Source organism: Pseudomonas sp. GLN_2 (assembly GCF_043106005.1).
GTDB lineage: Bacteria > Pseudomonadota > Gammaproteobacteria > Pseudomonadales > Pseudomonadaceae > Aquipseudomonas > Aquipseudomonas alloputida.
On sequence record NZ_JBICMC010000013.1, the window covers coordinates 84071 to 100768 of the forward strand.

The window sequence follows — 16698 nt, forward strand, 5'->3', positions numbered from 1 at the left end:
CGCACACCGGAGGAATCGCACCATGCGTCGCCTAGCCCTGTTCCTGATCAGCCTGTGCCTGGCCCTGCCAGTATTGGCTGCCGATGCCGCACGCCCCGAGCGCAAGGAGGTATTTGGCGACGTGACGGTGCACTACAGCGCATTCACCTCGAGCATGCTCACACCCGAGGTGGCCGCGGCCACCGGCCTGGTGCGCAGCAAGAACCAGGGCGTGCTCAACATTACCGTCCTCAAGGCCAGCAAACCTGCAACAGCGGTGATCAGCGGCACGGTCAAGGACCTGACCGGGCGCAGCAGCCCGCTGTCGTTCAAGCAGATTACCGAACCGGGCGCGGTGTACTACATCGCCCAGTTCAAGATCGAACAACCAGAAACCGTCACCTTCGACCTGACCATCGAAACCGGCGGTATCAGCAACTCTCTCAGCTTCAACCAGGAAGTGTTCCCAGGCGAATGATGAATTTCCAGCAACTCGTATTGGCCAGCCACAATGCCGGCAAACTGAAGGAACTCCAGGCCATGCTCGGCCATTCCGTGCAGCTGCACTCGATTGGTGAGTTCAGCCAGGTGGAGCCGGAAGAAACCGGCCTGTCGTTCGTCGAGAACGCCATCCTCAAAGCGCGCAACGCCGCCCGCATTTCCGGCCTGCCGGCCTTGGCCGATGACTCTGGCCTGGCGGTGGACTTCCTCGGCGGCGCGCCGGGCATCTACTCGGCGCGCTATGCCGATGGCAAAGGTGACGCGGCAAACAATGCCAAGCTGCTCGAAGCCTTGAAAGACGTGCCTGAAGCTGAGCGCAGTGCACAGTTCGTCTGCGTTCTGGCGCTGGTGCGCCACGCCGACGACCCATTGCCGATCCTGTGCGAAGGCCTGTGGCACGGGCGCATCCTGTTCGAGGCCAGCGGCGAGCAGGGCTTTGGCTACGACCCGCTGTTCTGGGTACCGGAGCGCAACTGCTCCAGCGCCGATCTAGCCCCAGCAGACAAGAACCAGCTCAGCCACCGCGCCCGTGCCATGGCCCTGCTGCGCAAACGTCTGGGCCTGGCATGATCGAAATGCTGTCGCCCCCCGGCGCGGCAGGCTTTAGCAGCCTGCCGCCGCTGGCGCTGTACATCCACATTCCGTGGTGCGTACGCAAATGCCCTTATTGCGACTTCAACTCCCACGCAGCCGGGCCTGAACTACCGGAAGATGCCTACGTCACAGCCCTGCTCGACGACCTCGACCAGGAACTGGCTGCCGTACAAGGTCGCCCGATCAGCTCGATCTTCTTCGGTGGCGGTACGCCAAGCCTGTTCAGTGCCAACGCCCTTGGCCGGCTACTGCGTGGCATAGAGCAACGTATTCCGTTCGCGCCAGACATCGAGATCACCCTCGAAGCCAACCCGGGCACCTTCGAGCAGGACAAGTTCAAGGCCTACCGGCAGACCGGCATCAACCGTCTTTCGATCGGTGTGCAGAGCTTCCAGCCTGCCAAGCTGGAGGCACTGGGGCGCATCCACAATGGCGACGAAGCGGTTCGGGCCGCCGACATGGCGCGCGCGGCCGGTTTCGACAATTTCAACATGGACCTGATGCACGGCCTGCCCGACCAGTCGCTGGACGATGCGCTGGGTGACCTGCGCCAGGCCATCGATCTGGGGCCGACCCACCTGTCGTGGTATCAGCTGACCGTGGAGCCGAACACGGTGTTCTGGAACCAGCCGCCAGAGCTGCCCGAAGACGACATCCTCTGGGATATTCAGGAAGCCGGCCAAGCGCTGATGGCCGAGCACGGCTACCGCCAGTACGAGGTATCGGCCTACGCCCAGGCAGGCCGCGCCGCCCGGCACAACCTCAACTACTGGCGCTTCGGTGACTTCATCGGCATTGGCGCTGGCGCTCACGGCAAGCTCACCTTTGCCGACGGGCGCATCCTGCGTACCTGGAAGACCCGCCTGCCCAAGGATTACCTGAACCTGGCCAAGCCGTTCAAGGCCGGCGAGAAGCTGCTGCCAGTCGATGAACTGCCGTTCGAGTTCCTGATGAACGCCCTGCGCCTGACCGATGGCGTGGAAGCCGAACTGTTCACCCAACGCACCGGCTTGCCACTGTCACAGCTGCAGGAAGCACGCCGTGCCGCCGAACAAAAGGGCCTTTTGCAGGTCGAACCGGATCGACTGGTAGCCACGCCGAGGGGCCAGTTGTTCCTCAATGACCTGCTGCAGTATTTCTTGACCTAAGGATGACCCATGGATCTGGTACTTGATCTGCTCGCGACGGTTTCCCGCTGGAGCCGCAGCAACCTGTCGGAGATTTCACTGGCCTTGGTAGGCTGCCTGCTGGTGCTGTTCGGCACCGATGTCAAAGCCTGGGCCGAGCAGCGCCTGGGCGGCCTCGCGGGCGCCCTGCGCGTGCCGTTCATGGCGCTGATGGTCATGATCGGTAGCGGTGCTGCGCTGATCTATGCCACACCGTGGGTGGTGAAGGGGCTCAGCCAGTTCAACAACTATGCGTTGGCGCCTGTGTTGCTGGTGGTGCTGGTATTGATTGGCGTGGTGGCGGATCGCCGAGGCTGAGCCAATGGCCCCGGGCCCTTGTAGGAGCGGGTTCACCCGCGAAAGGGCCGGCCGTGCTGGCCAATCTCCACCCGCCGTTCACCGTTGCCGCCACTACCGTATTCGCGGGTGAACCCGCTCCTACAAAGAAAAAACCGCCCTTCTCAAGGCGGTTTTTTTTCGCCTGCATTCCTGCAAGCATCGGCACATCGAGAAGCCGTATCAGCCGCTCAATCGACCTTCTCGAACTTCAAGTCCCACACCCCGTGCCCCAGCCGCTCACCGCGGCGTTCGAACTTGGTGATCGGGCGCTCTTCGGGGCGCGGCACATAGGTGCCGTCTGCCGCACGGTTGCGATAGCCAGGAGCTGCGCTCATCACCTCCAGCATGTACTCGGCATACGGCTCCCAATCGGTGGCCATGTGGAACACACCACCAGGCTTGAGCTTGCGACGTACCAGCTCGGCGAACTCCAGCTGGACGATGCGGCGCTTGTGGTGACGCGCCTTGTGCCATGGGTCTGGGAAGAACAGCATCAGCCGATCAAGGCTGTTATCCGCCACGCAGCGGTTCAGCACTTCGATAGCATCGCAGTCATACACCCGCAGGTTTTTCAGCCCCTGGGTCAGCACGCCATTGAGCAGCGCGCCAACACCCGGGCGGTGCACTTCCACACCGATGAAGTCCTGCTCAGGTGCGGCAGCGGCCATTTCCAGCAGGGAATGGCCCATACCGAAGCCGATCTCCAAGGTGCGCGGGGCCGAACGGCCGAACACCTGGTCGTAGTCCACCGGGCTGTCAGCCAGTGGCAGGATGTACAGCGGGCCGCCTTGGTCCAGGCCGCGTTGCTGGCCTTCGGTCATGCGCCCGGCACGCATCACGAAGCTCTTGATGCGGCGGTGTGGGCGGGCTTCGCCGTCGGAGGTGATCGGCGTATCGTGCGATTCAGTCATCAGTTGCTCTTACTTGATCAGACCATCCAGCGGCGAAGAGGCGCTGGCATAGAGTTTCTTCGGCATGCGGCCGGCCAGGTAGGCCATGCGACCCGCGACAATGGCGTGTTTCATGGCCTCAGCCATCAGCACCGGCTGCTGGGCGTGGGCGATGGCCGAGTTCATCAGCACTGCCTCACAGCCCATTTCCATGGCGATGGTGGCGTCGGATGCGGTACCCACACCAGCATCGACCAGCACCGGCACCTTGGATTCTTCCAGGATGATCTGCAGGTTGTAGGGGTTGCAGATACCCAGGCCGGTGCCAATCAGGCCAGCCAACGGCATGACCGCGATGCAGCCGACTTCGGCCAGCTGACGGGCGATGATCGGGTCGTCGCTGGTGTAGACCATGACGTCGAAACCTTCCTTGACCAGCACTTCGGCGGCCTTGAGGGTTTCGATCACGTTGGGGAACAGGGTTTTCTGGTCGGCCAGCACTTCCAGCTTCACCAACGTCCGGGACTCGTGCGATTTGCGCCCATCGAGCAGTTCGCGGGCCAGACGGCAAGTGCGTACCGCTTCCACCGCGTCAAAGCAGCCTGCAGTGTTCGGCAGGATGGTGTACTTGTCGGGCGACAGTACATCGAGCAGGTTCGGCTCGCCCGCGTTCTGGCCAAGGTTGGTGCGGCGCACAGCGACGGTGACGATTTCGGCACCCGAGGCCTCGGTGGCCAGGCGGGTTTCTTCCATGTCACGGTACTTGCCGGTACCGACCAGCAGGCGCGACTGGAAAGTACGCCCGGCCAGGGTGAAGGGCTTGTCGCTACGAACGTTGCTCATCGTTGTTCCTCGGGAAAAGGTTGCAGGGCTTGCTTGTGAACCGCCGGGCTGCTGTCAGCCGCCACCGATGGCGTGGACCACTTCGACCTGGTCGCCGTCATTCAGCAGCGTGCTGTCGTGCTGGCTACGCGGCACGATATCCAGGTTCAGTTCCACTGCAACACGGCGCCCGGTCAGTTCCAGGCGCGCCAGCAGGGCTGCAACGCTTTCGCCGGCAGGCAGTTCGTAAGGTTCACCGTTCAATTTAATGCGCATGCGCACGGCCACCATTGTTCTTTGGGGCCAGCATTCTAGCGCCGAACCGCCCTGCAACCCAAGGGCGGTGCGCGCCATTAGTCGTGATTGTGGACCACTCGGTCAGCCCAGCCGCCAGGCTGCCAGGCCCAGGCACAGCCAGCCGACAAGGAAGCACAAGCCACCAATCGGGGTGATGATGCCAAGCTTGCCAAGGCCACTGAGGGTCAGCAGGTACAGGCTGCCAGAGAACAGCACGATGCCCAACGCAAACAGGCCGCCAGCCCACCCGACCAGGCGCCCGGGTAGGTGCGCCGAGAGCACCGCAACGCCGAAGATCGCCAAGGCATGGACCAGTTGGTAAGTCACGCCGGTATGGAAGATTGCCAGGTAGTCAGCCGTCAGCCGGTTTTTCAGGCCATGAGCGGCGAAGGCGCCCAGGGCGACACCGGTAAAGCCAAAAAAGGCGGCAAGCATCAGGAAGCTGCGAAGCATGGGACGACTCCTTGTATCGGGTCTGTATAATGGCCCCTTCCACCCTTAGGGCCAAGCCATCGACATGCTGTCAACGCTTATCCGTCGCCTCTCCCGCGCCCTGCTCTGGTTCGTTGCCGGCAGCATCGTGCTGGTGCTGGTGTTCCGCTGGGTACCACCGCCCGGCACGGCGCTGATGGTCGAGCGCAAGGTACAGTCTTGGGTGAATGGTGAACCGATCGACCTGCAGCGCGACTGGGAGCCTTGGGAGAACATCTCTGATGAGCTCAAGGTTGCAGTCATTGCTGGCGAGGACCAGAAGTTCGCCAACCACTGGGGCTTCGACCTCCCGGCCATTCAGGCGGCGCTGGCCCACAACGAGCGCGGTGGCAACATTCGCGGCGCCAGCACCCTGACCCAACAAGTGGCCAAGAACCTGTTTCTGTGGTCAGGCCGCAGCTGGTTTCGCAAGGGGCTGGAGGCCTGGTTCACCGCACTGATTGAGCTGTTCTGGTCGAAGGAGCGGATTCTCGAGGTCTATTTGAACAGCGCCGAGTGGGGCAAGGGCGTGTTTGGTGCCCAGGCGGCGGCGCGTTATCACTTTGGTGTCGACGCCAGCCGGCTCAGCCGCCAGCAGGCGGCGCAGCTGGCTGCGGTGCTGCCTAGCCCAATCAAATGGAGTGCCAGCCGGCCGAGTGCCTACGTGGCCAGCCGGGCCGGCTGGATTCGCCGGCAGATGAGCCAGTTGGGTGGGCCCAGCTACCTGATGCAGCTGGACTCCTCCAGAAAGCTTTGAATGCAGGCCCGGCCCTTTCGCGGGTAAACCCGCTCCTACGGGCAACCGCGTGCCCGGCCTCCTCGCGGGCAAACCCGCGCCTACGGGCAACCGCATCCCCCAGCCTCCTCGCGGGCAAACCCGCGCCTACAGGCAACCGCATCCCCTGTAGGAGCGGGTTTACCCGCGAAGAGGCCGGCAAAGCCAGCACAAACAAAAAAGCCGCTCACCCCATAGGGCCAGCGGCTTTTCTTTACAACCCAGACTCGATCAGGCAGCGATCAGTGCCTTGACCTTGTTCATCGCATTCTTTTCCAGCTGGCGAATACGCTCAGCCGATACGCTGTACTTGTCTGCCAGTTCATGCAGCGTGGCCTTCTCTTCCGCCAGCCAACGCTGATAGAGAATGTCGCGGCTACGCTCGTCCAGACCTTGCAGCGCTTCGTGCAGGTTGCTGGTGGAGTTGTCACTCCAGTCGGCATCCTCCAACTGCACCGCTGGATCGTAACGGTGGTCTTCCAGGTAATGCGCAGGCGACTGGAAGGCGCTGTCGTCGTCAGCTTCCGCTGCCGGATCGAAGGCCATGTCCTGGCCGCTAAGGCGGCTTTCCATCTCGCGCACTTCGCGCGGCTCGACGCCAAGGCTTTCCGCCACGCGATGCACTTCGTCGTTGTTCAGCCACGCCAGGCGCTTCTTCTGGCTACGCAGGTTGAAGAACAGCTTGCGCTGAGCCTTGGTGGTAGCCACTTTGACGATGCGCCAGTTGCGCAGAATGAACTCGTGGATCTCTGCCTTGATCCAGTGCACAGCGAACGACACCAGGCGCACACCCATTTCAGGGTTGAAGCGCTTGACGGCTTTCATCAGGCCGACATTGCCTTCCTGGATCAGGTCAGCCTGGGCCAACCCGTAGCCGGCGTAACTACGGGCGATATGTACGACGAAACGCAGGTGGGCCATCACCATCTGACGAGCGGCCTCGACATCCTGCTCATAATAGAGACGCTCGCCCAGATCACGCTCCTGCTCGACCGTCAGCAGCGGGATGCTGTTGACCGTGTGCACATAGGCTTCCAGGTTTGCACCGGGTACCAGGGCATAGGCAGGTTGCAACGATGTGGTCATTCAAGAACCTCCGACTTACAAAACTCGCACCTTGTGGGCGCTGCCAACATTGACCTGGAACGACGGTACAAGTTCCGCAGTGAAGAAAATGTCAATGCTGGCACGTAAAAACTATCGCGGCGCCAGCTCGTTCAAGTGGCGGGCGACTGCAATCCATGCACCGATATACCCCAACAACACTGCTCCGATCAAGAGCGACAGACCATCGGAAGCCGGAACGCCGCCCAGGGCGAAGTCACTGCCATACAGCCCGGAAAGCCCTACCACCGCCTCGTTCAGCCAGTTCAGGCCAAACGCCAGGATGCCCCACGCCAGCAGGCCTGCGCCCAGGCCATACAGGGCGCCCATGTACAGGAACGGCCGGCGCACGTAGGCGTCGGTGCCGCCGACCAGCTTGATCACTTCGATCTCGATACGACGGTTTTCAATGTGTAGACGAATTGTGTTACCGATTACTAACAGCAGGGCAGAAATCAGCATCACGGCCAGGCCGAAGACGAAGCGGTCACCCAGCTTGAGGATAGCTGCCAGGCGCTCGACCCAGACCAGGTCCAGTTGCGCCACGTCCACCCGCGGCAGCTCCGACAGGCGCTGACGCAAGGCGTCCAGGGCCGGCTTGTCGACCTCGGTCGGGGTTACCACCACCACACCCGGCAGTGGGTTGTCTGGCAGTTCGCGCAAGGCCTCGCCCAGGCCGGATTGCTGCTGGAACTCCTCCAGGGCCTGCTCGCGGCTGACATACTGAGCGTCCGCCACGCCAGGCATGCCCTTGATCTCGTCGCGCAGCGCTTCGCCATCGCGGCTGCCGGCATCAAGCTTGAGGTACAGCGAAATCTGCGCAGCGCGCTGCCACGAACCGCCAAGCTGTTCGACGTTCTTCAGCAACAAGGACAGGCCCATCGGCATGCTCAGCGCCACGGCCATGACCAGGCAAGTGAAGAAGCTGCCGATCGGCTGCTTGCCCAGGCGGCGCAGGCTGTCGGCCAAGCTGGCACGGTGGCTTTCCAGCCAGGCATGCAGCAGGGTGCGGAAGTCCGGGCCATCATCGTCTTCACCGCGCTTTTTCTTCGCAGGTTGCGGATCGGCCGGTTTCGGTGCGACCCGCTCGGAAACCTTCGGCGTGCGTGTAGTGTTCATTGCCCGGCCTCCCCATCGCCGATCAAGCGGCCGCGTTGCAAGGTCAGCATGCGGTGGCGCATGCGCGCGATCAGTGCCAGGTCGTGGCTGGCGATCAATACCGTCGTGCCCAGGCGGTTGATGTCCTCGAACACGCCCATGATCTCTGCAGCCAGGCGCGGGTCGAGGTTACCGGTGGGTTCGTCGGCCAGCAGCAGAGCCGGCTGGTGAACGATGGCGCGGGCGATACCCACCCGTTGCTGCTGCCCGGTGGACAGGTCGGCCGGGAACAGCTCGCCCTTGTCGGACAGCGATACACGCTCCAGGGCCGAGTCCACGCGCTTGGCGATCTCGACCTTGGACAGGCCGAGAATCTGCAGCGGCAAGGCAATGTTGTTGAACACGGTGCGGTCGAACAACAACTGGTGGTTCTGGAACACCACGCCGATTTGCCGGCGCAGGAACGGGATTTGCGCATTGCTGATCTGGCCCAGGTCCTGCCCTGCCAGCATCAGCTTGCCGCTGGTCGGGCGCTCCATGGCCAGCAACAGGCGCAGCAGGGTGCTCTTGCCTGCGCCCGAGTGGCCGGTGACGAACAGGAATTCGCCCCGGCGCGCCCGGAAACTCAGCTCATGCAACCCCACATGACCGTTGGGATAGCGCTTGGCAACCTGCTCGAATCGGATCATGGTCAATCTCGCTCGGCGAACAGAGCCTTGACGAACGGCTCGGCTTCGAAGGTACGCAGGTCGTCGATGCCTTCACCGACGCCGATGAAACGGATCGGGATGTTGAACTGCTTGGCCAGGGCGAAGATCACCCCGCCCTTGGCAGTGCCGTCCAGCTTGGTCAGGGCCAGGCCGGTCAGCTCGACGCTCTGGTTGAAGTACTTGGCCTGACTGATGGCGTTCTGGCCGGTGCCGGCGTCAAGCACCAGCAGCACCTCGTGCGGCGCCTCAACGTCGAGCTTGCCGATGACACGGCGGACCTTCTTCAGCTCTTCCATCAGGTTGTCTTTGGTGTGCAGGCGGCCGGCAGTGTCGGCGATCAGCACGTCGACGCCACGGGCCTTGGCGGCCTGCACGGCATCGAAGATGACCGAAGCAGAGTCGGCACCCGTGTGCTGGGCGATCACCGGAATCTGGTTACGCTCGCCCCACACCTGCAACTGCTCGACCGCGGCGGCGCGGAAGGTATCACCGGCAGCCAGCATGACCTTCTTGCCTTCCAGTTGCAGCTTTTTCGCCAGCTTGCCAATGGTGGTGGTCTTGCCGGCGCCGTTCACGCCAACCACAAGGATCACATAGGGTTTGTTCTGGGCCTGTACGTTCAGCGGCTGCTCGACCGGGCGCAGCAGCGCTGCCAGTTCTTCCTGCAACGATTTGTACAGGGCATCGGCATCGGCCAACTGCTTGCGCGCGACCTTCTGGGTCAGGTTCTGGACAATGGCCGAGGTAGCCTCCACACCCACGTCGGCAGTCAGCAGGCGCGTCTCGATTTCGTCGAGCAGGTCGTCGTCGATGACCTTCTTGCCGAGGAACAGGCTGGCCATGCCCTCGCCGATGCTGGCACTGGTCTTGGACAGGCCTTGCTTGAGGCGCGCGAAGAAGCCGGGCTTGGCCTGTTCGACGGGTGCAGCAACAGGCGCCGCCGGGGCGGGTACCGCGCGTTCCGGGATTGCGGGCGGTGCCTTCGGCTCCAGGTCCGGCACCAGGGCCACGGGCTCTTCGGCAACCGGCAGCACCAGGTTGCTGACCGGCGCTGCGGCCTCGACAGGGGCAGACTCGACAGGGGCCGCCTGCAAGGGCATGGACGCAACCGGCTGCGGTGCAGGCGCCACAAGCGGCTGGGATGCGACCGGCTCTGGCTCAGGCGCCTGCAACGGCTGCGACGCCACCGGTTCAGGGACGGGGGCCTCGACTACCGGGGGCCGGGCCGGTGCGGCGACCGGCTGCGGCTCAGCCAGCTGTGGGGCAGCAGGGGCCTGAACGGGTTCGGGGGCCTGTGGCGCTTCGGCGGCAGATCCCTCGACCGGAGCGGCTGCAGACTGCTCGACAGCGGGGGGTTCATGCGCGGGCACGCCCGCTCCCGCAGGTGGCTGCGGCTTCTTGCGAAACCAGCTGAACAGGCCTTTCTTCTCACCAGCCTCGGCCGGCGCTTTTTTGTCGTCGTTGGAACCAAACATGGAAGACGGCTATCTCAGGGTAGCGATAGGCCAGCTATGGCCAATCGGGAATTCTCTCTACGCAGAACAGACTATCTTGAAGCCGGCTGGTTCATGCGCAACGTTTTGACTTAGTGTCCTGTGGGCCAGAACGGCGACAGGCATGGTCGCCAGGCAACCGGATCAGTATCCTAGCACCTCCTGGCCCGCCGACGCTAAACCCAGCGGGCCGCCGAACAGGTTAAACACCGTATGAACGCTCTAGCCCGCCGCGCCGCTGGCCTGTTGCTCGGCACGCTGTGCCTGCCGCTCGCGGCCTTGGCCGCCGATGTGCAACCCACCCACGAATTCATCCTCGACAATGGCCTGAAGGTCGTGGTCCGCGAAGACCATCGCGCCCCGGTGGTGGTCTCGCAGATCTGGTACAAGGTCGGCTCCAGCTACGAGACCCCGGGCCAGACCGGCTTGTCCCATGCGTTGGAACACATGATGTTCAAGGGCAGCGCCAAGGTCGGCCCCGGCGAGGCCTCGCGCATTCTGCGTGACCTCGGCGCCGATGAAAACGCCTTCACCAGCGACGACTACACCGCCTATTACCAAGTGCTGGCCCGCGACCGCCTGCCGGTAGCCCTGGAACTGGAGGCGGACCGCCTGGCCAGCCTGCGCCTGCCTGCCGACGAGTTCAGCCGCGAAATCGAGGTCATCAAGGAAGAACGCCGCCTGCGCACCGACGACCAGCCCAATGCCAAGGCATTCGAGCTGTTCCGCGCCATGGCCTACCCGGCCAGCGGCTACCACACGCCGACCATTGGCTGGATGGCCGACCTGGAGCGCATGAAGGTCGAGGAACTGCGCCACTGGTACGAGTCCTGGTACGCCCCCAACAACGCCACCCTGGTGGTGGTCGGTGATGTCACCGCCGACGAGGTCAAGGGCCTGGCGCAGAAGTATTTCGGCAATATTCCCAAGCGCGCCGTACCGCCAGCCAAGCTGCCTCTGGAGCTGGCCGAACCTGGTTGGCGCCAGTTGACCCTGCACGTACGAACCCAGCTGCCAAGCCTGATCTACGGCTTCAACGTGCCCGGCCTGCCCACCGCCAAGGACCCTCGGACGGTGCACGCCCTGCGCCTGATCTCGGCACTGCTCGACGGCGGCTACAGCGCCCGCATGCCAGCCCGCCTGGAGCGTGGCCAGGAACTGGTGGCCGGTGCGTCGTCCAGCTACAACGCCTTCACCCGCGGCGACAGCCTGTTCCTGATCTCGGCGACGCCGAATGTGCAGAAGCAGAAAACCCTCGCCGACGTCGAGAAAGGCATCTGGCAGCTGCTTGAAGAACTCAAGAGCACGCCGCCCAGCGCCGAAGAGCTGGAACGCGTACGCGCCCAGGTCATCGCCGGCCTGGTCTACGACCGCGACTCCATCAGCAGCCAGGCCACCACCATCGGCCAGCTGGAAACCGTCGGTCTGTCCTGGAAGCTGATCGACAGCGAACTGGACGAGCTCAAGCGCGTCACCCCGCAGGACATCCAGAACGCCGCGCGCACCTACTTCACCCGCGAACGCCTGAGCGTTGCCCATGTACTGCCCGAGGAGTCCGCCCATGAGTGATCGCCGCGCACCACGCCCAACCCTGCTGGCCACGGGCATTCGCGCCCTGGCGCTGGCGGCAGTGCTGGCCGCTCCGGCCATGGCCGATAACGCTGCCAAGGCCGACAGCAGCGCAGCCCGCCCGGCCAACACCTTGCAGTCGCTGGCCGAACTGAATGGCAAGGCACCCAGCCGGCGTCAGCTGAACATCCAGCACTGGAACACCGCCGAAGGTGCCCGGGTGCTGTTCGTCGAGGCCCGCGAACTGCCCATGTTCGACCTGCGCGTCACCTTCGCTGCCGGCAGCAGCCAGGACGGCGGCACGCCAGGCCTGGCCGCTCTGACCAACGCCATGCTCAACGAGGGCGTGGCCGGCAAGGACGTCACCGCCATCGCCGAGGGCTTCGAAGGCCTGGGCGCAGACTTTGGCAACGGTTCCTACCGCGACATGGCCGTCGCATCGCTGCGCAGTCTCAGTGCCAAGGACAAGCGCGAACCGGCCCTCAAACTGTTTACAGAGGTGGCGGGCAAGCCAACATTCCCCGAGGATGCCCTCAAGCGCATCAAGAACCAGATGCTGGCTGGCTTCGAATATGAGAAACAAAACCCCGGCAAGATCGCCGGCAAGGCCCTTTTCGGCAAGCTCTATGGCGACCACCCCTACGCCCACCCAAGCGACGGCACCGCAGAGAGCATCACGGGCATAAGCCTTGCCCAGCTGCGCGCGTTCCACGCCAAGGCCTATACCGGCGGCAATGCGGTAATCGCCCTGGTCGGCGACCTCAGCCGTGCAGAGGCCGAAGCCATCGCCGCACAGGTGTCTGCCGGCCTGCCCAAGGGCCCTGCGCTGGCCGCACCGGCCCAACCCACAGACGCCAAGGCCGGCCTGACCCACATCGACTTCCCGTCCAAGCAGACCCACCTGATGCTGGCCGAACTGGGGATCGACCGCCAGGACCCGGATTGGCCAGCCCTGTCGCTGGGCAACCAGATCCTTGGCGGTGGCGCCTTCGGTACCCGGCTGATGAGCGAGGTGCGAGAGAAGCGCGGCCTGACCTACGGCGTTTACTCGGTATTCAGCCCGATGCAGGTACGCGGCCCGTTCATGATCAACCTGCAAACCCGTGCCGAGCTCAGCGAAGGTACGCTCAAGCTGGTGCAAGGCATTCTCGCCGACTACCTGAAGACGGGCCCTACCCAACAGGAACTGGACGATGCCAAGCGCGAGCTGGCCGGCAGCTTCCCGCTGTCCAACGCCAGTAATGCCAGCATCGTCGGCCAACTGGGCGCGATCGGCTTCTACAACTTGCCGCTGACCTGGCTAGAGGACTTCATGCAACAGTCCCAGGCCCTTACCGTCGAACAGGTCAAGGCAGCCATGAACAAACACCTGTCAGCCGATAAACTGGTGATCGTCACCGTTGGCCCGAAAGTGCCACAAAAACCGCTGCCAGCACCCACTGACAAGCCCTCCGAGCAACCGCTCGGGGTACCGGAGCACTAATGCCAAGATCCACCCCTCCCGCCCGCCCGCAAGCGGGCCAAAGCAAGGGCCAGGGCCACCTGCGCATCATCGCCGGCGAGTGGCGCAGCCGCCGCCTGGCGGTGCCGGAAGGCGAAGGCCTGCGGCCAACGCCTGACCGCGTACGGGAAACCGTATTCAACTGGCTGGCACCCTACATCGAGGGCGCCCGCGTGCTGGACGCCTTCACCGGCAGCGGTGCCTTGGTGCTCGAAGCCCTGTCCCGTGGGGCCGAGGATGCCGTGGCGCTGGACAGCAACCCTGCGGCCATCGCCAACCTGAAGAACAACCTCGAAGTCCTGCGCTGTCCCCGCGGGCAAATTCTGCAAACCGACGCCCTGCGCTATCTGCAAGGCCCGGCCAAGCAGCAGTTCGATGTCGTGTTCCTCGACCCGCCGTTCCACCAGGACCTGCTGGCCAACACCTGCAACATGCTGGAGCAGCATCAGTGGTTGAGCGAGCAGGCATGGGTCTACACAGAAAGCGAAGCGGCACCCTCGACCTTGCAGCTGCCAGGCAACTGGCGCCTGCACCGCGAGAAGAAGACCGGCCAGGTGCACTACGCACTCTGGCAGCGGGGCTGATTACCCGCGGGTTGCGTGTACTTAGTTACCGCACCCCATCTGCGCCATGGTTGAAGCTGCTCCTTCATTTCCTGAAGGAGCAGTTCAACCATGGCCGAACACCCCTCCCCGCCGCTAATGGCAGGCTCGAAAGGTTCTTTTACCCTCGCCAACGGCCTGCACGTCTGCCTGCGTGAAGACCACCGTGCGCCACTGGTCAGCGTGCAGCTGTGGTACCACGTAGGCTCCAGCTACGAACCTGAAGGCCACACCGGCCTGTCCCATGCCTTGGAGCATCTACTGTTCGAGGGCAGCAGCAAGCTGGCGCCTGGCCAGTACTCAACCCTCATGACCCGCTTGGGCGGCGACCCGAATGCATTCACCTATGCGGATGCCACGGTATTTCCGCTCACCTTGCCAACCCGCCACCTGGAAATTGCCCTGGAGGCCATGGCTGATGTCATGGCCAGTGCCACCCTCGGCGATACGCCCTTTGCTCGGGAACTGGCAGTGGTCATGGCTGAGCGGCGCGAGGCAGTGGACAACAATCCTTGGGCATTGGCACTGGAGCATCACGACTTGCTGGCTTACGGCAATAGTGGCCATGGCACGCCTGTCATTGGCCACCTGTCAGATCTGGAGAGCCTCACGCCAGCCGCAGCGCGTACCTGGTACCAGACCTGGTATCACCCCAACAATGCCACCCTCGCCGTGGCCGGCGACATCAGCCTGCTACAACTGCAAACCTTGGTGACGCGCCACTTTGCGGCAATCCCCGCCCATCGCTTGCCGATACAGCCCTTACCCACGGGGCCCTCCTCCCAGGGCCGGCGTTTTCAGACGCTGCGCCTGCCAGGCTTGCACAACGGCGCGATCATAAGCTTCAAACTACCCAGCCAGCGTACCGCGCAGTCTGCCAGGCAGGCCTACGCACTGCGTCTACTTCCCGATCTGCTTGCCAACGGCTACAGCAGCATCCTCCAGCGCAGGCTGCTGCTGGACGAACCCATCCTGCAATACATGAAAGCGACCTATGAACCCTGGCAGCGCGGTGACAGCCTGCTGACCCTTTACGCGTTCTGCAGCCCACACGTAACCCCTGAGACCGCGGCCGAGCGGCTGATGCAGGAGATCGAAGCGTTTCGCCAGTCAGCGCCAGCCAAGGAACACCTGCAACGTGCCAAGGCTCGTCTGCTGGCCAGGCTGATTTTCGAACGGGACGACATTGCCGAACAGGCCCAAACCATGGGTAAACAGGCCGCCTGTGGCTTGCCGGTCATTTCGCTCGAGGAAGAACAACAGGCCATCGAGACCGTGACAGCCGAGCAGGTAGGCCTGGCTGCCTATGAATTCCTCACCGATTCCCGTGCAGCCTTCACGTTCACGCACCACAAGGAAAGCGCTCATGACTGACTCAACGACCCCGCAACAGCCTGCCGGAGCCAACAACCTTTACGGCGGGCTGCTCTCTGCCCAGGGGCTTGACCTGGACCAGTTCGAAACCATCCATACACCGGTTCAAGCGTGGAAGACGACTGCGGGCACGGACGTCAAATTCGTTGAAGCACGGGAACTGCCAATCGTTGACGTGATACTACGGTTCAAGGCCGGCACTACGCAGGACACTCTGTACCCTGGCCTGGCAGCCTTGACGCTCTCCATGCTCGATGAGGGTAGCCAGGCCTACACGGCTGCCCAGCAGGCTGAGCACCTGGAGCGCCTGGGCGCGGTCATGGAAAAACAAGTACGTCTGGAACATGCGACGCTGCGCCTGCGCAGCCTTAGCCCTCCTTCTTTGCTCGACCCAGCCTTGGCGCTGCTTACCGACCTCGTTGCCCACCCTGTCTTCCACCCAATGGCCCTGACCAAGATCAAGCGCCAGTTGCTGCAAAACCATGCATCGCGCGAGCGGCTACCCATTTTCAGAGCACGTAGCGAAGTCTTCCGCCACCTGTTCAACGGGCATCCTTACGGCAACCCTCTGGGCAGCACCGCTCAAGGTATCGAGGCCATTACCCCTGAGGGCTTGCGGTCATTCCACCAACGCGCCTACTGCGCCAGCAACCTTGAGATGGTCGTGGTAGGCGACCTTTCCCTTGCACAAGCCCAAGCCATCTCACAGCAGATCAGCCAGGCCCTGCCGCAAGGCTGGTCGGCCACCGAACTGCCGGCAGCCCCATCGGCCCCCAGCGCGACGATAGCCGTCGAACAGGCCGGTGCCAGCAGTGCGGTCCTGCTGGCACTGCCCATGAACGTACCCGCCAACGATCCGGAGTTTCTGGCCCTGACCTTGGCAAGTGCTGTTCTGGGAGAGGGCCTCGAGTCGCGCTTGATGGTGGAGTTGCGCCAACGACGCGGCCTGACCTACGGCGTGCACACGCATGTATTGCCATTGAGTGCAGGCGGCCTGTTCACCGTGGAATGGGAGGTTGCGCCCCAGCATGTGCAGGGCACGCAGGCACTGGTAGAAACCCTGCTGCAGGCGTTCATCGACCAAGGGCCCACCCAGCTGGAGCTGCAACTGGCACGCAAACAGCTGGAAGGGCAGTTGCTGCGAGGGATCGCACAGAACAGGCAACTGGCAACACTGCTGACGGAAGTAACCCATCAGCGGCAACCTGCCGATCATCTCGACACGTACAGCGCCCGTATTGCCGAGCTTACCCCGGCAGATGTCCGAGCCGTCATGCAGCGCCGGCTGGCCCTGAGCCGCAAGGTACTTGTCAGTGTCGGACCAGGCGTTCAGCAACAGCCGCTGCCAGCCCCCGACCAATAGCGCAGGTACTGTGGCGCTGTTTCGTGGCAAGCTAGCAAGGCACATCATGA

The 16698-nt window shown here is 63.4% G+C and carries 17 protein-coding genes and 1 pseudogene; 10 read left to right on the plus strand and 8 right to left on the minus strand.

Translation table 11 applies throughout. The features are described 5' to 3' along the window. Window positions 1-22: 22 nt before the first annotated feature. The 4 genes from ACF8Q6_RS03310 to ACF8Q6_RS03325 are packed head-to-tail and all read left to right on the plus strand — an operon-like array spanning window position 23 to window position 2558. Complete coding sequence (locus ACF8Q6_RS03310) at window positions 23-457, plus strand: DUF4426 domain-containing protein (RefSeq protein WP_392489700.1); 435 nt, start codon at window positions 23-25, stop codon at window positions 455-457. Further along, window positions 454-1050 carry an RdgB/HAM1 family non-canonical purine NTP pyrophosphatase gene (gene rdgB / locus ACF8Q6_RS03315; protein WP_003249101.1) on the plus strand — a complete coding sequence of 199 codons (597 nt, stop codon included), beginning with the start codon at window positions 454-456 and terminating at the stop codon, window positions 1048-1050. Before ACF8Q6_RS03310 ends, rdgB begins: the two co-directional genes overlap by 4 nt. Continuing rightward, window positions 1047-2222, plus strand: coding sequence for a radical SAM family heme chaperone HemW (gene hemW / locus ACF8Q6_RS03320; protein ID WP_003249098.1), 1176 nt, complete (start codon window positions 1047-1049; stop codon window positions 2220-2222). The genes rdgB and hemW overlap by 4 nt, the downstream gene beginning before the upstream one ends. Before the next feature lie 9 nt (window positions 2223-2231). Next, window positions 2232-2558 (plus strand): DUF3392 domain-containing protein, encoded by a 327-nt coding sequence (locus tag ACF8Q6_RS03325; protein WP_003249095.1) that lies wholly within the window; start codon window positions 2232-2234, stop codon window positions 2556-2558. 209 nt (window positions 2559-2767) lie between these two features. Here the strand turns inward: ACF8Q6_RS03325 and trmB are convergent, their stop codons facing one another. The 4 genes from trmB to ACF8Q6_RS03345 all read right to left on the minus strand — a co-directional run bounded on the left by trmB (window position 2768) and on the right by ACF8Q6_RS03345 (window position 5041). Beyond that, a complete protein-coding gene (gene trmB, locus ACF8Q6_RS03330; RefSeq protein WP_012053963.1) occupies window positions 2768-3490 on the minus strand; it encodes a tRNA (guanosine(46)-N7)-methyltransferase TrmB in 723 nt (240 codons plus the stop codon). A 9-nt stretch (window positions 3491-3499) separates the two neighbouring features. After that, window positions 3500-4312 carry a thiazole synthase gene (locus tag ACF8Q6_RS03335; RefSeq protein ID WP_003249091.1) on the minus strand — a complete coding sequence of 271 codons (813 nt, stop codon included), beginning with the start codon at window positions 4310-4312 and terminating at the stop codon, window positions 3500-3502. A gap of 54 nt (window positions 4313-4366) precedes the next feature. Then, complete coding sequence (gene thiS, locus ACF8Q6_RS03340) at window positions 4367-4567, minus strand: sulfur carrier protein ThiS (protein WP_003249090.1); 201 nt, start codon at window positions 4565-4567, stop codon at window positions 4367-4369. Between the two features lie 102 nt (window positions 4568-4669). Continuing rightward, window positions 4670-5041, minus strand: a complete 372-nt coding sequence (locus ACF8Q6_RS03345) for a DUF423 domain-containing protein (protein ID WP_010955645.1) — start codon at window positions 5039-5041, stop codon at window positions 4670-4672. A gap of 29 nt (window positions 5042-5070) precedes the next feature. On the opposite strand from ACF8Q6_RS03345, the pseudogene mtgA reads away from it, so the two are divergent. Next, a pseudogene (mtgA, locus tag ACF8Q6_RS03350) lies at window positions 5071-5816 on the plus strand (monofunctional biosynthetic peptidoglycan transglycosylase). A 249-nt stretch (window positions 5817-6065) separates the two neighbouring features. Here the strand turns inward: mtgA and rpoH are convergent. The 4 genes from rpoH to ftsY all read right to left on the minus strand — a co-directional run bounded on the left by rpoH (window position 6066) and on the right by ftsY (window position 10221). Beyond that, on the minus strand, window positions 6066-6920 hold the full coding sequence (gene rpoH, locus ACF8Q6_RS03355) for an RNA polymerase sigma factor RpoH (RefSeq protein ID WP_003249083.1): 855 nt from the start codon (window positions 6918-6920) through the stop codon (window positions 6066-6068). 111 nt (window positions 6921-7031) lie between these two features. Further along, on the minus strand, window positions 7032-8057 hold the full coding sequence (ftsX, locus tag ACF8Q6_RS03360; RefSeq protein WP_010955647.1) for a permease-like cell division protein FtsX: 1026 nt from the start codon (window positions 8055-8057) through the stop codon (window positions 7032-7034). Next, window positions 8054-8725: a cell division ATP-binding protein FtsE gene (gene ftsE / locus ACF8Q6_RS03365; protein ID WP_003249079.1), complete on the minus strand. Its 672-nt coding sequence runs from the start codon at window positions 8723-8725 to the stop codon at window positions 8054-8056. The genes ftsX and ftsE overlap by 4 nt, the downstream gene beginning before the upstream one ends. Window positions 8726-8727: 2 nt before the next feature. Next, window positions 8728-10221, minus strand: a complete 1494-nt coding sequence (gene ftsY / locus ACF8Q6_RS03370; RefSeq protein ID WP_392490166.1) for a signal recognition particle-docking protein FtsY — start codon at window positions 10219-10221, stop codon at window positions 8728-8730. Between the two features lie 231 nt (window positions 10222-10452). On the opposite strand from ftsY, the gene ACF8Q6_RS03375 reads away from it, so the two are divergent. The 5 genes from ACF8Q6_RS03375 to ACF8Q6_RS03395 all read left to right on the plus strand — a co-directional run bounded on the left by ACF8Q6_RS03375 (window position 10453) and on the right by ACF8Q6_RS03395 (window position 16648). Then, window positions 10453-11808 (plus strand): M16 family metallopeptidase, encoded by a 1356-nt coding sequence (locus ACF8Q6_RS03375; protein ID WP_392490165.1) that lies wholly within the window; start codon window positions 10453-10455, stop codon window positions 11806-11808. Beyond that, window positions 11801-13291, plus strand: a complete 1491-nt coding sequence (locus ACF8Q6_RS03380) for a M16 family metallopeptidase (protein WP_392490164.1) — start codon at window positions 11801-11803, stop codon at window positions 13289-13291. The genes ACF8Q6_RS03375 and ACF8Q6_RS03380 overlap by 8 nt, the downstream gene beginning before the upstream one ends. After that, window positions 13291-13893, plus strand: a complete 603-nt coding sequence (rsmD, locus tag ACF8Q6_RS03385) for a 16S rRNA (guanine(966)-N(2))-methyltransferase RsmD (RefSeq protein ID WP_392490163.1) — start codon at window positions 13291-13293, stop codon at window positions 13891-13893. The genes ACF8Q6_RS03380 and rsmD overlap by 1 nt, the downstream gene beginning before the upstream one ends. Before the next feature lie 90 nt (window positions 13894-13983). Continuing rightward, a complete protein-coding gene (locus ACF8Q6_RS03390) occupies window positions 13984-15285 on the plus strand; it encodes a M16 family metallopeptidase (protein ID WP_392490162.1) in 1302 nt (433 codons plus the stop codon). Beyond that, the gene (locus tag ACF8Q6_RS03395; protein WP_392490161.1) at window positions 15278-16648 is read left to right on the plus strand and encodes a M16 family metallopeptidase; all 1371 of its coding nucleotides are present in this window, start codon (window positions 15278-15280) and stop codon (window positions 16646-16648) included. The genes ACF8Q6_RS03390 and ACF8Q6_RS03395 overlap by 8 nt, the downstream gene beginning before the upstream one ends. The last annotated feature ends 50 nt before the right edge of the window (window positions 16649-16698 follow it).